The organism is Xenorhabdus griffiniae, from assembly GCF_001028135.1.
GTDB lineage: Bacteria > Pseudomonadota > Gammaproteobacteria > Enterobacterales > Enterobacteriaceae > Xenorhabdus > Xenorhabdus bakwenae.
Genome location: NZ_LDNM01000108.1, coordinates 1 through 14179, shown reverse-complemented (window position 1 = coordinate 14179; position 14179 = coordinate 1). Strand labels below are relative to the sequence as shown.

Below are 14179 nucleotides of genomic sequence, written 5' to 3'. Positions count from 1 at the left end.
GATGCCTACTATAGCAACTGACCGCCTTTTTCAGAAATTGCACTTATCATGCGAATCCAAGATTGATAAACATACTGTCAGTAAAACATGCATATCTATTTTATTGAATTCAATCTTAGTCATATTATTCTCTAAAAATTCTTTAATCGAAAAACTTCTGTGCTAATTAAGGAATCTTTGGTTTGTTCGATAAAACTAAGTGTGTAATTTTTATTCATATGAAGATCAATACTTTCCTGAGACTCCCACCGCTCTATGAGAACATATTTATCTGCGTAGGTATAAAAATCAAAAATATCACAACCTTCTTCCAATAAAGTTACTTCACGAAGAAGAGATAATTTTTCTCCAAAGTACCTGAATACAGATATATTTGGTTTAATGAAAACAACTATATTAATACTCACAATCCACCTCAAATTAAACTAACATTTAACTTACTCACATGAAAGTTCCCTTTTCGGTCTGTATCTAAAATATGAAAGCTACAGTTATCAAGAAAAGAGAGTTTATTATCGATGTGCAGCATATATCGCATAAAAAGAGTAATAACCCCACCATGGGACACCACGAGCACGTTCTCTTCATCTAAATTTGAATTTGCTATCCTTTTCATCTCATTAGTGAATCTGTTCAGACAGTTATCAACACTTTCGCCGCCCTCAGGAGTAAAATTCTTCTCACCTAGCTTATTAACAACGTCTCTCCAACAGAGGGCATCTTTAAATTCTCCGTCAAGAACTCCCAAATGACGTTCTTTTAGATTTTCACGTTTAATCACATTTACCCCAATAACTGAAGATATGATATTAGCCGTCTGTATTGATCTAATGTAACTTGAACAATAAATCAATCTTATACCAAGATGATTCATTTTAGGCGCAATATTTATTACATTTTTTATACCAATCTCACATAAGGGAATATCAGTCTGACCCAACATTCTCCCCCTCAAATTGTAACTGGTAATTCCATGTCTCATTAAATAAATCATGTTTCGTTAACATTATTATTTAAAATTTTATTTATCGATACTTCAATAGACATATCTGAAGAAATCAGACCGTCTGGTATGCTAAGATTAAACTCTTTTTCTAGTACTACTGAAATTTCCAGCAAAGTTAAAGAGTCTAACTCAAGATCATCATAAATAACATTTTCAGTTATTTTATCAACTGAAACATAATACTTATCTGTAAGGAGAGACTTAATTCTCTCAAAAATCATATCTTTCATATCGCATCCATTTAGTTAGTTAGTTAGTTAGTTAGTTAGTTAGTTAGTTAGTTAGTTAGTTAGTTAGTTAGTTAAAAACTATAGATCTAAATACAGAGTTAGGCCATTTAATAACAGCAGCACCCCATGTAATTCCACCACCAAACGCAGTAAGAACAATTTTATTGCCTGGTTTTATTGTATTATTTCTGGCATGGACAGCTAACGTTAGTGGTATTGATGCTGCTGAAGTGTTCCCAAACTCCTCAAGACTCATTAACGCTTGTGTTTCTTTCAAATCAAACAACTGAGTTAAGGTATCTATTATTCTCTTATTTGCTTGATGTGGGACAATATAGTCAATTTCACTTGTATTTGTATTGCTGAGTTCCAATACTTTTTGAACAGAACCTTTCATATATGAAATGGCTTTCAAAAAAACCTCTTTGCCTTACATTTTGAAGTATGAAGATTTTGAAAACGTATCTTTGCTCACTGAAAGCTTAGACTCACTCCCCCCATTTAAAATGGTAATTAAATTTTCATATTCGCCATCACTTCCTGTATAAGTGGAAAGAATATTTTCTTCATCTCCTTGTTCAAGAATTACAGCTCCCGCTCCATCACCAAATAATGGGTAGGTTGTTCTATCATTTTTGTCGAGAATTGTAGTAAAAACATCTGCACCAATAAGCATCAATCTTTTAGATTTTCCAGATCTTATAAATGATTCTGCCAACTCAAGCCCATACACAAAACCAGTACAAACTGCATTTATATCGAATGCCCTAATTTTTCCCAACCCCAACATTGTCGCAACTTTAGGGGCTGTGGCCGGGCATAATCTGTCAGGAGTTGAAGTAGCAACAATTAGAGTATCAATCTCAATACTATTCTCAATATTCATACTAGATAATGCGGCTTTACCAGCTTTAAAAGCTAAATAACTGGTGTATTCACCTTCAGTTGCATGAAATCTGTTTTTTATTCCTGTTCTCGTCGTTATCCATTCATCATTAGTATCCAGATACTCTGAGATACCTTTGTTTGAAACTTGATGTTTAGGTAGTGATGCACCTAATCCAACAATTTTTACTGCGTTTACTGCCATAACTATAACTACCTCAATGGTTTAGTTGATGTGCTACAGAACATCGAACCTGAATATTATTAATACTTGAAACAATGTCAGCACTTCTCCACTTATCGTTTCCTTTATATGTCAAGCAGGTATTCTCTAAAGTTACTTCTAATGTTCCAACCTTTTGGTTATTACATGCATCAGCTTCATTTATCTTTATGCTACGCATCCAAAGATTATTAGAAGCCTCCCTAGTAATACCATCTAACTCATATAGAAGAATTTGACCGATCTGCAAACTTGAAACGAAAGCATCTATATAATCAATATCATCGATTATTTCCCCAAAAGCAGTCTTAATTACTGAGGCTTTGCTTTTGTATTTATTTTCTAAAAAAATATCATTTATTTCATGATTTACATCTTTAAACTCCCAACGACTAAAGATGGAATTCAATAGTCTATCGTTGAATTCTCTCCTTTCTACTTTCTACTTTCAGTTGAACTTGCATATTCCCAACTTTCCCTCGCAAGTAAATTACACCCTCTTCACAATGATTCAGACCAATATTAATTGGAGTATTTATCAGTTTTTCGACAGGAACACGTGATGAACGAATTATCATCGAAGTTATTTTATAGTAAGAGTGGTCAAACTGGTTAAGCAATTTTCCACTTGCATAAGCCGACATTAATATTACATCAATACTACTTAAGTGAGGATTTAGTTTTTTTTTGCTTTTAATAGACCAATCCTCAGGATAAACTAGAGTTAAAGTAGACTTATATTCATTACTAAGTATTTCTTCTTCTTTTATTATATAATCAACTTTTTTATATCCAGAACCAAAAAAACGTGATTCTGATGCTCCTAAATAAGAATCAGCATTGACCAATTTTTTCATGATAGACCTTTATTAAGTACTTTATTACAAGATAAGCTGTGCTACTTCTTTCTATTTATCTCTGAAATAAAAATGATTACCATCAAATGTACTTTTTCTGAATCCTTTATTTGTGTAGTTACTCCAAATCTTCATTTCATTTTCAGAAGCCAAAAAATCATCTCTAGCTGATAGTGCATGTGTTTCACAATTAACCTTGGGGTAAGTCATTCTTGCATAGTAAATTAATACTCTAAGATCACGAGTAACTTTATGCTTTACTTTTTTCAATCTGATAGGGTCACTTGAAACCATCTGAGGCAATCCACCTAAAAGTGTGATTTTTTCGAATGCATTATCCTCTGAATTAAATATCTTAGAATTGACCAATAATTCAGGAGGCTTACACGCAGACACAATTAACCTCTGAATATTTAGATGATTACAGCCCAATATCGCCAGTTCGTAGGCAATAATAGCTCCTATACTGTGACCAAAAAAAGTAAGTTTTCCCTCAAATGCTTTAAGCTGATTTTTGAGGTTTTCCAATAATACACTAAAAAAATCTGTAGAGTTTTTTGACACCGAAAACTCGCTGACTGAATAACTCATAGAGATAATTCTAACTTCTTCAGATAGATGTTTTTTTAAAATCTCAAAAGAGCTGGCACTTCCACCTGCGTATGGAAAAAAGACTAATGCATTCTGTTCATTCATGAGAACCCCTATTATAGTTTCTCCTATTATTTTATTAATACTAAAAGGTAATATCTGCTCATTAATCTTTAAAGTATTAACTCCATATAATAAAACAGCCTTAATGCCGTTATGTAGTATAAAAAACAACCCTAAATATTTCCCCGTGCAAATAATGACACTCAACAAACACCCTCGTCAATTAAAACCATATTCATGTTTATTTTATGTTTACTATACTAAAAAATCCATAATTAATATAAAAAATACATTTTAATAAACTAATTGTCGCATTGAAAATAAATTCAATCAGTTACATAAACACCAAAAAAAATTCAAGCAGATAAATATTTTCATCCAAAAGTAGCCACGGGAATGTATGAGTCTCCCGAGGATAACGTACAAATGCACATTATAATAAACCAATATGGGATTACACTTGCCAGATTTAACTTTCAAGTGCAACGCTTCCCCGTAAACCTAGTGCATGCGGCCGACAGCTTAAGTGTAGAATGTTGAAGGCATACCTAAGAAATTATCTCTTTTCATTTCTCAAATTGTGATTAATCTATACCGTTTAAATCTTCAACCCCCGCGCAATATCCATTTTTCTGGCCACCAACATCGCGGCTTCCAATTCACTGCACTGATGTTCCCGCATTAACGCCCGCCGTTCGGCCTTTTCTTCTTTTTCCGTCATCCCCAGCGCCAGATACAGGCTCGGCGGCACCACCCGAAACAGCGCTTCGATTTTTTTCGCCAGCACCACACCTTCGGTATAACAGCGCGGCAATTTACTGGCGGAAAGCAACACGGCTTTTTGTTCTTCCGTCAGTTTTTTGAAACGGGCGATTTGCTCGACTTCATCCGGGGGCATCGTGAGGCAAAGCCACCATTCGGCCATATTCAGCATTTTCTCAGCGGTATCCGGGTAGTCGGCAAGGTTTTGGGTTGCCAACCACAGCCAGGCGCCCAGTTTACGCCACATTTTCACGACCTTGGTCATATAGGGAGAGAGCAGCGGGTTGGTGGTGGTGATATGCCCTTCGTCTATCACCAGTTGCAGTTCCCTGTCCTGATACTGGTCGCGTTCGGCCAGATTATTCACGGTGTTAATCAGCGACACCATCGCCAGCGCCATTTGTGCCGAATAGTTTTCACGCGCCAGCGTACCCAAATCAATCAAGGTGACATCGACTTCCGGCCACGGCGTGCCGGGACGGTTAAACAGTTCCCCTTCAAAACCCTGGGTAAACATCGACATGGCACCGGCCATTTCATCCGCCCGTGCCCGGCGATGTGCCGTGATTAAGGGCTGGCCGTGTTCATCCTGCTGATGGTTGCGGACGATGGCATACAGGGCATTCTGTAAGTCTGAGGCCAGCATCTGGCGTTGTTCTTCATGGCTGGTGTGAGCCGCCATCATAATGGCTTCACGAATTAATCCCCGATCCGAACGTGTCAGGCGCTCTTCCTCTTTTTTCTCACCCCCGGTGATCATCAGCCGGGCAGCAATTTCCATCTCACCCAGAATATCGCGCTGTTCATCGCCTTCATCCTGCGATTCATCGGTATCCGGAATATCGGCTTCATGAATACGCAAGTGTTGGGGGCTGAGTTGCAGCAACTGATGAGCATCAGCAAACAATGCCAGACTGACGCCACAGCCCGGTTTGATACCGATTTTATTGACGGTCAACCCCAGACTGGCGTAATAATCGGCCAGTAAACCAAAGCTGTTCCCCGCTTCGACAATAAACAAACGCGGTCGGTGGATAGCCATCAGTTGCACCAAGGAAGCACACAGGGTGGCCGATTTTCCTGCCCCGGTCGGGCCAAACAGCAATAAATGCGCATTTTGGGTGCGATCCTGTTTATTCATCGGATCGAAGGTCAGCGGCGCACCACCGCGATTAAAGAAGCTGAACCCCGGATGCCCGGAGCCGGTTGAACGGCCTGTCACCGGCATAAGTCCCGCCAGATGTTGTACCCAGCTCAGGCGACTATACCAGTATTTCTTATCCTTCTGCGGGTTAAAACACATGGGCAGGGCGCGTAAATAAGTATTCAACGGGGACACACTGAATTCCGGTCGCACCGGTTGTAATCCGGTGCTCAGCAGGGTTGACGATAACTGATGCACCCGCTGGTTCAGATCAGTGACATCGTTGCCGCGCACCAGAAAGGTCAGTGCACTGCGGTACAGTTTATGCCGCCGCCCCAGTAAGGCTTTAACCTCCTGCACATCCTGCCGGACACGTGCCGATTCGGTATTTTCCCCCACCGCATTTTTTGCCAGCCGGGTAAAGCTCTCTTCCAGTGTATCCTGTGCCTGCGCCACGATGGTCAAAGAAACCACGGTGCCTGCCGGCATCATATCCATCAGCGCATTGATATTATCCCCCCGTTTCACTTCGCCCGTCAGCGTGCCCGGTTCTGGCGGGCGGCGCAGGCGTTCAACCGGAACCGCTTTATGCGGCAGGCCATCAAACCACCAGACACCGTTTTCGGGATCAGATACCGGTGGGGTAAACCACAGGCTTTCGGCAAAGTCATTATAAATCGGGAGTTCGAGCTGCATGGGCGTTTCATAACTCACCGTGTGGTAAAAATCGACTTTTGCCATGCTCCAGTCCGGGGCTGGGTTAAAATGACGTAACAACCAACTGTGGATCTGCTCGCCATTTTGCCGGACAGCCACAATACCCGCCGCCGCCAGTGAGGAAACCAGCCGCTCGCAGACCTGATTAAGTGCCGCCACCGGGGATACGGTTTGATGGTGTGTCTGCGATTTGTGAGCCGGCAGCCAGCGGTAAACCACCATACGCGTCTGGCGCTGCTGCCCCCGCCACGGTTGCCCGGTAATTAAGCTGTCGTAAAATATCCCCTCAGGCTGGGCAATGCTGTTCAGATGGCGCTCAGATTCAGCCAGGAAAGCGGCTGTAAAGAACGTATCTTTTGCCCAGGGTTTTATATAGTTTCGTAACGTGTTGAGGTAACTGGCTGGATCATCTTCATCCTGACAAAAAAACTGCACCACCCAGGGTGAGATATCGTCTTCTTCCAGACTGTCCTGGATCGCATCCTCCAGTTGATCCCGGATTTCAATCAGCCGTTCCACTGGACGCCCTTCGGTGGCCACCGGTTCGATACGATAGACCGCACCCACGGAAACCCCGTCATCCAGCAACAGGCATTGCCCGTCTTCCAGATATTCCACCCAGGGCAGGTAGTCAATGATGGAGGGACTGGCCCGGTAAATCGCGGCTTCATCGGCTTCACGCAGCTTGCCGGGGCGATGCAGTGCCTTGGGATTTTTCATTACAGAGCCTCCGTGCGTTCACCCGGCAGGGCGTACTGCACCTGCTGATAAAACGGGAACACCGTACTGTAGCCCGGTATCGGCGTATTGCCTGCCGCCAGATGCGGAAAGATATACATCACCATATCGGGATTGGGGAGACGGGGAAATTGCTGGCTGATTTCATGCTCAACCGAGCGACTGTAATGATAGGACTCTTCCAGCGCTCGTCTCCGTTCGGTCCCGGTCAACGTTCTACGCAATGCGGTTCTCGCCTGCACGGTAGTATGACCGGCTTTATTGCCCTGCCACATCGCCAGCACCGTCTGCTCACCGGCAGGCAGCAACGTGTCTTTCGAGGTCGCGCAGCCTGCCAGAAGCCCAGTCAGACACAGCACGACAGAATAGGTTATTTTCCGCATATATCGGTCTCCGTAGTGCCTATAACCGTAAACGTGGCAAATTCAGGATGGACGGCCAGTTCCGATACCGTAAACGGCAGGCGCTCCCACTGTTCAGGCTCAGTCTCGTTGTTGCCTGCCACCATGGATTGCCACTGTTTGTCTGACAGGCGCAAGACAGTAAAATCACCGTCACCCAGCTGTTGACACGCATTGCCGATGGCAAAATACAGCCGGGACGTTTTTTTATGGACAGGCCGCCAGTAGAGCTGAACTGGTACAGGCTCAGCGTGTGGGGGTCTGTTAATTTGCAGGCAATAGGGCTGACTGGCACTGAACAGCCATCGAAAGACAGGTTTTTCCATTAATCTAAGGCTTCCTGAGTATCATGTTGAGTAGGTTCACTAACGTCGTAGCGCACCTTACGGCCTTTCGTTTCATAATCCATTGCCAGACTTTGGGTGATATGCACCACAACACTAGCACCGGGCGGCACGTAGACCGCATCAAACGTCTGGCTGTAACGTTGTTTGAGCCATTCGGTGATGTCATTCATGCCACCGGCCATGGCTTTGCCTAATGCCGCCTGTCCGGCGTTGCCCGTTAACGCGGAAGTGATGCCGCCCGCACCGTTGGTCTGGGCGGTTCGCTGACTCTCGTTCAAGGCGTCCCCGGCCGAATTCATGGCCGAAAGGGCAAACAGCGTCGGCAGATAGGTGCTGGCGTTGGATTTACGCTCACCGCTGATACAGGGAATGCCGTTTTCATCAGACAACCAGCCGATACCCTGCTGATTTTGCCCTTTGCCCGGCAGGGTACGCACGGTGCCGTCCTGAAAAACAAAGGTGATGGAATTGACCTGCCCACGCACACAGGAGAGGGTCCAGTCGCCACTGGCAGAACCGGAAACCACTGCCCCTTCCACTTCCGGCAGTTCGATGCCGTTGGCGGTCAGGTTGTCTTTGCCAATCAGAATCTTGAACGGGTAAGGGTCAGTCACGGTGCCATTGACAGGTACCCGGCCTAATAACGCAGTCATCGCCTGACTGCCGACCAGCGTGGCATTTTCCGGCAGGGTATAGACCGGGGTTTCGTTCTTTTCCTTCAGCGCGGACTCGTTCTGCACTTTTTGCCCCGCTGTCGGTTGTTCGCTTAAAAAAGAAGTGGGATATTGCGGTGTCGGTTGACCATGACCCATCGCTTGCAACGCTGTCGGTTTTTCATCCGCCGGATTGACCCAGATAAATTCATCCTGCCCCCTGACTGGATTGGCGGCATACGGATTGCTCAATGCGCTTTGGCTTTCCGGTGCAGACAAAGGTGTTGAATTTAACCGCTCAGTGAGCAAATCAATTTGTGCCAGCAAACCCTGTTGATCATCCTGTAATGCGCGCTGACGCTGTTCATCCTCCTGACGGATAGCCGTAACTGCCGCATCGATTTGGCCGGCAACATCAAGGCGCTGGTGCTTTAACTGGTCATTTTCTTTCAAAATATCGGTATTCTGCTGGCTTAAACGTTTCTGCTCTGCCCGTACTTTATTCAGTGCCCCTATCAGGGTACGCAGGGTATCTTCCGGCGTATCGCCACCCACCCCCAGCGCCTGCAACTCCTCCGGTGACAGCGTGGCCAATACATGATTCGACGTCGCGCTGGGCGCAGCACCTTCCGTTGAACTGCAACTTTTGATACCGATAAATCCACCAATAACCAGCACTGTCGGCACCAGTATTTTCACCAACGCATTGGACTTAACTTCCATGACGGCCTCCCGGTTTCACCGATGCCGGCTCAGGGATAAAGGCATTATCCGGCAGCCCTCTTGTGACGAGGTACAATACCGTCGTATCCTCCGGTGACCCCATTTCACCCAGCCAACGATGCTGGAACGTGGCGGCCACAAACTGCCCCTGTAAGATGCGCGGGTCGAGGGTAATAGTGCGTTTGGCCGTATTGCGCAGTTTCAGCGCGATGACCGTGTGATGGTGTAATCGCCAGCCTGCCAGCGGAGAGATGCCTATCGGCTCTGACGGGTAGAGTGTGGTGATGGACGGGGTCAAATGCAGATTCACCGGCTGGATGCCTGTCACCGGTTCGACGGTACGCAACGGGGCATAGAGTTGCTGCGCGGCATAACGGGTTAAGGCGACCGGAACGGGTGCCAATAATTTGGCGTTGCGCTGCTGTTGTGATTTTTCAGTCGGAAGGGGTTGTTTTTCATCCGGGTAAACAATACGCACGGGTTCCGTTGCGCCCGTTTTATTCGCGGTGATATCCAGTAAAATGATTTCACCGTTTTCGCTGTCTTGCAATTGCAGGCGGGTTGGCGGGAAGGCATTGTGGGCTTTCAGGTACACCGCCCCGCCGGCACTTTGTACCCGCAATGTATCACTGAGTGACGGCGGCAAACCGATACGGACATTCCGGTCAGCAAAAATAATGCGTTCCTGCCCCACTTTGAGTGAGATGGATAATGGAATACGTTCCCACTTCATCAGTTCATCAGCCTTTGCACCGACGCTGAACAATAACAAACTGACCAGTCCCAGCCAGCGGCCAAATGACACTCTGCTCATTGAAACACGCCCTTTTTCTCTTCCACTGGCTGCGGTATCGCTTCCAGCCGCTGTGGCATTCCGTCGTAACAATCCAGTGCCAGCCCGAAGGGATTACGCTCGGCATCCCCTTCCCAGCGCACCACTTTCAGCGGATAACGTACCAGTGCCCGTTTGACCGGTTCAGCGTGATAATATTCATCGGCCACCAAATCCAGCCGGACTACCCAGTTATCTCGGTCATGCACCGTCACACTGCGCGTCCCATAGCCCCGGCCGGGAATTTCATACACCACCCGCACCCGGTCGAGCAGCTCGCCACTGTCAGCACGGGTTCTGGCATCTTCACGCAGAAAATCCTGACAGGCCGGCGTCAGATAAGGGGAAAGCGCATAAATTTTGGCCGGATAGTCCTGTGCCCCGTTTTTCGGCCAGGCATTCAGTTGCTGGAAAATATAAAAGGCGAAACTGTAGACACTGGGGGCAGGTACTTCCCACCACGGGCGCGTGCTGCCGGTGCGTAAGTCCGGCGGGTTATGGATGGTGAGATTGCGCGGTGACGCCATCCATCCCGTCAGGCTCAGCAGCAATACCAGCACTAAAATGCCGCACGCCACTCGCAGGGTCAGAATATGCTGGTCCCGGTTTTTCACCGCATGACGAAACCGACTCATCACAAGCTCCTGCTTCGGCGCAACGACCAGCCCCGGGCGACAATAATCAAGGCCGGATCACCGAGACCCAGCCGGCATTTTTTCTCTTCCAGTTTCAGCCAGATATAATTCTCCGGCTTGCCACGCTTGAGCTGTGCCAGCCAGCGCCCGCCAACGCTAATCAGTAACAGGGGCATCACCAACATGCCGGTCGGGAGCATGACCCAACCGGCTAACGGGATCAGGGGAAGACTGACGGCCAGTCCGAGTACGATCCCGGCCAGTGCGGCCAGCCCCATCTCAGGGATGGTGAACCCGCGAAACACCACCGGTTCGGCGTTTAAGCGGTCAGGTAAGAAAGCGATTGTCTGCATGGTGGCTGCCTTAAAAAATAATGCTGGCCGACTTCGACAGCAGCCAAATCACGGCAACCAACAGCACCACGCCGACCACGATGATGGCGCCAAACTGGGTCCAGGTCGATTTGCCATCCCGCACTTCGGAAAAGGTTTCGACGGCAGCCGAAGCAACCTTAAAGAACGCCACCGCTGATAAAATCAGCCCGCCAATCACAATACCATCCTGCGCGTATCCTTTCGCCTGTCCCAGCAATCCGCCCCCGCCACCACTTTTCGGCGGTTCGATAGCCGGTAAATCGGCCCAGGCTGATTCACAGGAAAGGCAGCACAATAAAAGAAAAGCGTTTATTCTGGTCATCAGGCTCGTACCGATACGCTGGCAGACGGTAAAAATTTGCTTCATATTGACTCTGTTCCTTTTCATTATGTTCGCTGCATTAACTGGCAAACATCCAGACAACCATGACCAGCAATACTGTGGTTCGAATGGCAAACTGTTTGAGGGTCTGATTACGCACTTTTTCATTCGCCCAGCCATTCCAGACATCCACTGCGGCCCAGGCCGCCCAGAAAAACACCGTGGCTAAGAAAAACCCGACACACACCAGATACAGAAAAGTGATATCAAAATGCCCCGAGGCCACTTCAAAAGCATTGCGTTGTGCCTGCGTCATTGCGAATTTTCCTGGCGGTAATGGCCGGATAACGCGCCGGATCCCTGGGGCTGGTCGCGGGAAGGCGTGAGATAGTGATCGATACCCGCTTTGATGGTGCTGAGATCAGCCTGGATGCGCTGATAATCAAAGTCATAACGAGGAAGTTTTGACGTATCCGATTGCTTTCCTGCGATGCTGGCACGCTCCAGTGCTATCTGCACCTGCTCAATCAGACGCTTTGCACTTGCCAGTTCGTCTTTTTCGGCCGCATGAGCCAGTGGTATACACAACACAGCCAGCCCCAGCAGGCAGACAGAACAGGATATCGAAAAACCACCGCGCATAAACACTCACCTTATGATGGGTTCCAAAATGCCAAGGATGCGGCGTTTTTTAGCGGCGGTCAGTAATAAACTCTTTATGCTTTGGTGAAAATTAGCTAAATAGTCTGACTAATTTATTTGATTAACGGTTTAATAATAAAGGAAGACACATGCTGCGGATTGATTTAAACGTCCCCGACGATGAATACGAGAAAGTACGGAAGCTGGGCGCGCACTGGGATGCGGCCGCTCAAACCTGGTATATCGACAGCAGTTTTGACCCGACCCCGTTTATGAACTGGCTGCCGTTCTACAATATCCATGCCGAATCCTGGTATCTCGCCCAAACCCAGACGCCGTGCCCGCACTGCCATGAACACACTACCGTCACGGCATTTATGCTGCCTACCGGACACCAGCTACTGGAAGCGGATAACGGCGATGAACCCGGCACGGAAGTAGACTACTCTGAGCAGGACAGCCCGGCATTTCTGTTCTATATCGCCGATATTCCCACTATGGTGCGTAGCGTACTGCCCGGTTTTCATCACACGTTACGCAAAGCGGTCAGCCAACGGCTGCGCAGGCAGCACTGGATAAACCATTGCGAACACTGTGGCGCACAGCAGGATGATACCGATATGTTTGCGGAAGTTGGTGGGGCATTTTTCCCGGCTTCCAAAGAGCAAGCGGCGGCGATTCAGCTTCACCGTATTGATCAGCCCTTTGTGGGGTATTGTGAAGATATTTCTCATCATCACTACCATTTCGATCCGAAGCTGGATACCCGAGCCTGTAAAGCCTGTGACTGGTTTGAATGGATGACACAGGTAGTGAATGTACCATCAAAGTATCCGCATTAACAAGGAAGACTGACGCGCCGCAGAGCGGCTTGTCTGCTGACGATGGAACACAAAACAAAAACCCGTTTTGTATTCCATCGTCCAGCGTCTCTATTCGATTCGATTCTTTATGTGTACTTTCTAATGTAAGTGTTAACTTCATCAGCAAAAGGAACAAATGTACAACCAACTAAATATTTATCTCTTTGTGCATGCTTATATTCTTTGAATATACCTACAGCCCTAAGTGTAAAATCCCCTGTAATCTTATGCTCCATTATTTGAGCAATAACACTACCGCTCATACCTTCCAATGATGGTATAGACTTTAAAACACTTTTATCTTCATAGATTATATTTTTATTTTTAATTTTTTCGTCAAACCAAAAATATATATCTTCATTTTCTTTATTATATTGAAAACTATGGAATGTAATATTGTAAGAAGATAATCCTTTATGATTTCTATCGATATGAAATTTATTTTTTGAAGCTGGATATCCCATTATGACAAAAGAAGAGGTTTTATTCACTAATGGTCTTTCATCAGAATTAAAAAAGAGCCAACTATTTTGAAGAGCAATCATTTCTTCAGAAAAATAGATTATCGCATAATCTTGTTTATCATTATAGTCAACGTTTACTTTCTGAAAAAGATATTTCTCTCCATTAATAGAAAAAAAAGGCGATGAACTTTTGTACAATTCATGAACTACATGTGCAGCTGTAACAATACAAGGATATTTCCCATCAAGCATATATAAAAAACCGCTACCTATAAGTGACACACTCTTCATACTGTATTCGTCTTTAGCAAAGAACGAAACAAAAGATTTCTGCCATTTTTCAGACAGCTGAGTAGTGCCATTTTGCTCTATCCAAGAAGTAACGTGTTCAATAACTGGATAATATGGATAAAAATCATAAGAGGAAATCAACATATAATTAAAACCTTATCAGAGATAACTAAGTCATTTTCACATGAATTAAGACTAGACTATGCATGAATATTTATGAAGAATTATTATTGATTTATCACTACGTAGTTTACCGGCAAGCACCTTAAAGATACTTTTTAAACATCGACGTTGTTATCACCACCGCCATACCCAAAAATAGCGCTGCTGGCAACAATATCACGGTGGGATATACCACATCCGGCCACGATAAATACAGTACACAGGGGATCGTGCAGGCCGGTTTTATGCCCCGT

21 protein-coding genes are annotated in these 14179 nt (G+C 45.7%); 1 reads left to right on the top strand and 20 read right to left on the bottom strand.

What is annotated here, in order from left to right; translation table 11 throughout:
• Positions 1-131: 131 nt before the first annotated feature.
• From AAY47_RS17045 to AAY47_RS16965, 18 genes are all read right to left on the bottom strand, one after another.
• Positions 132-407: a putative quinol monooxygenase gene (locus tag AAY47_RS17045; protein WP_053460688.1), complete on the bottom strand. Its 276-nt coding sequence runs from the start codon at positions 405-407 to the stop codon at positions 132-134.
• An 8-nt stretch (positions 408-415) separates the two neighbouring features.
• Positions 416-982: a histidine phosphatase family protein gene (locus tag AAY47_RS17040; protein WP_160300213.1), complete on the bottom strand. Its 567-nt coding sequence runs from the start codon at positions 980-982 to the stop codon at positions 416-418.
• 8 nt (positions 983-990) lie between these two features.
• Entirely contained in the window at positions 991-1236 is a 246-nt protein-coding gene (locus AAY47_RS17035) for an acyl carrier protein (protein ID WP_047771380.1), read from the bottom strand.
• Positions 1237-1303: 67 nt separating this feature from the next.
• On the bottom strand, positions 1304-1651 hold the full coding sequence (locus AAY47_RS21405) for a 3-oxoacyl-ACP synthase III family protein (protein WP_152669834.1): 348 nt from the start codon (positions 1649-1651) through the stop codon (positions 1304-1306).
• A gap of 15 nt (positions 1652-1666) precedes the next feature.
• Positions 1667-2326 (bottom strand): 3-oxoacyl-ACP synthase, encoded by a 660-nt coding sequence (locus AAY47_RS21400; protein ID WP_053014327.1) that lies wholly within the window; start codon positions 2324-2326, stop codon positions 1667-1669.
• 13 nt (positions 2327-2339) lie between these two features.
• On the bottom strand, positions 2340-2753 hold the full coding sequence (locus AAY47_RS17025) for an AvrD family protein (RefSeq protein ID WP_047771379.1): 414 nt from the start codon (positions 2751-2753) through the stop codon (positions 2340-2342).
• Between the two features lie 4 nt (positions 2754-2757).
• On the bottom strand, positions 2758-3201 hold the full coding sequence (locus tag AAY47_RS17020) for an AvrD family protein (protein ID WP_047771377.1): 444 nt from the start codon (positions 3199-3201) through the stop codon (positions 2758-2760).
• Positions 3202-3252: 51 nt separating this feature from the next.
• On the bottom strand, positions 3253-4062 hold the full coding sequence (locus AAY47_RS17015; protein ID WP_152669833.1) for a thioesterase II family protein: 810 nt from the start codon (positions 4060-4062) through the stop codon (positions 3253-3255).
• Positions 4063-4453: 391 nt separating this feature from the next.
• Entirely contained in the window at positions 4454-7198 is a 2745-nt protein-coding gene (locus tag AAY47_RS17010) for a conjugative transfer ATPase (protein ID WP_047771375.1), read from the bottom strand.
• A complete protein-coding gene (locus tag AAY47_RS17005; RefSeq protein ID WP_047771374.1) occupies positions 7198-7599 on the bottom strand; it encodes a TIGR03751 family conjugal transfer lipoprotein in 402 nt (133 codons plus the stop codon). Before AAY47_RS17005 ends, AAY47_RS17010 begins: the two co-directional genes overlap by 1 nt.
• Entirely contained in the window at positions 7587-7943 is a 357-nt protein-coding gene (locus AAY47_RS17000; protein ID WP_047771372.1) for a hypothetical protein, read from the bottom strand. The genes AAY47_RS17005 and AAY47_RS17000 overlap by 13 nt, the downstream gene beginning before the upstream one ends.
• Positions 7943-9340 carry a TIGR03752 family integrating conjugative element protein gene (locus AAY47_RS16995; protein WP_047771371.1) on the bottom strand — a complete coding sequence of 466 codons (1398 nt, stop codon included), beginning with the start codon at positions 9338-9340 and terminating at the stop codon, positions 7943-7945. The genes AAY47_RS17000 and AAY47_RS16995 overlap by 1 nt, the downstream gene beginning before the upstream one ends.
• Positions 9330-10154 carry a TIGR03749 family integrating conjugative element protein gene (locus AAY47_RS16990; protein ID WP_047771370.1) on the bottom strand — a complete coding sequence of 275 codons (825 nt, stop codon included), beginning with the start codon at positions 10152-10154 and terminating at the stop codon, positions 9330-9332. Before AAY47_RS16990 ends, AAY47_RS16995 begins: the two co-directional genes overlap by 11 nt.
• Positions 10151-10807 carry a PFL_4703 family integrating conjugative element protein gene (locus tag AAY47_RS16985; RefSeq protein ID WP_047771368.1) on the bottom strand — a complete coding sequence of 219 codons (657 nt, stop codon included), beginning with the start codon at positions 10805-10807 and terminating at the stop codon, positions 10151-10153. Before AAY47_RS16985 ends, AAY47_RS16990 begins: the two co-directional genes overlap by 4 nt.
• The gene (locus AAY47_RS16980; protein WP_047771367.1) at positions 10807-11160 is read right to left on the bottom strand and encodes a TIGR03750 family conjugal transfer protein; all 354 of its coding nucleotides are present in this window, start codon (positions 11158-11160) and stop codon (positions 10807-10809) included. Before AAY47_RS16980 ends, AAY47_RS16985 begins: the two co-directional genes overlap by 1 nt.
• A 10-nt stretch (positions 11161-11170) precedes the next feature.
• Positions 11171-11503, bottom strand: coding sequence for a TIGR03745 family integrating conjugative element membrane protein (locus AAY47_RS16975; RefSeq protein ID WP_235428399.1), 333 nt, complete (start codon positions 11501-11503; stop codon positions 11171-11173).
• A gap of 79 nt (positions 11504-11582) precedes the next feature.
• Positions 11583-11819 carry a TIGR03758 family integrating conjugative element protein gene (locus AAY47_RS16970; protein ID WP_047771365.1) on the bottom strand — a complete coding sequence of 79 codons (237 nt, stop codon included), beginning with the start codon at positions 11817-11819 and terminating at the stop codon, positions 11583-11585.
• On the bottom strand, positions 11816-12145 hold the full coding sequence (locus AAY47_RS16965; protein ID WP_047771364.1) for an RAQPRD family integrative conjugative element protein: 330 nt from the start codon (positions 12143-12145) through the stop codon (positions 11816-11818). The genes AAY47_RS16970 and AAY47_RS16965 overlap by 4 nt, the downstream gene beginning before the upstream one ends.
• A 149-nt stretch (positions 12146-12294) precedes the next feature.
• Here AAY47_RS16965 and AAY47_RS16960 point away from each other — a divergent pair, with 149 nt between their 5' ends.
• Positions 12295-12987 carry a DUF5710 domain-containing protein gene (locus AAY47_RS16960; protein WP_047771360.1) on the top strand — a complete coding sequence of 231 codons (693 nt, stop codon included), beginning with the start codon at positions 12295-12297 and terminating at the stop codon, positions 12985-12987.
• Positions 12988-13094: 107 nt separating this feature from the next.
• Here AAY47_RS16960 and AAY47_RS16955 read toward each other — a convergent pair whose 3' ends face one another.
• Both AAY47_RS16955 and AAY47_RS20940 read right to left on the bottom strand, forming a co-directional pair.
• Positions 13095-13907, bottom strand: a complete 813-nt coding sequence (locus tag AAY47_RS16955) for a trypsin-like peptidase domain-containing protein (RefSeq protein WP_047771358.1) — start codon at positions 13905-13907, stop codon at positions 13095-13097.
• Between the two features lie 121 nt (positions 13908-14028).
• Positions 14029-14179: DUF4400 domain-containing protein (locus AAY47_RS20940; RefSeq protein ID WP_152669832.1), on the bottom strand; the 151-nt coding region annotated here is incomplete at its 5' end.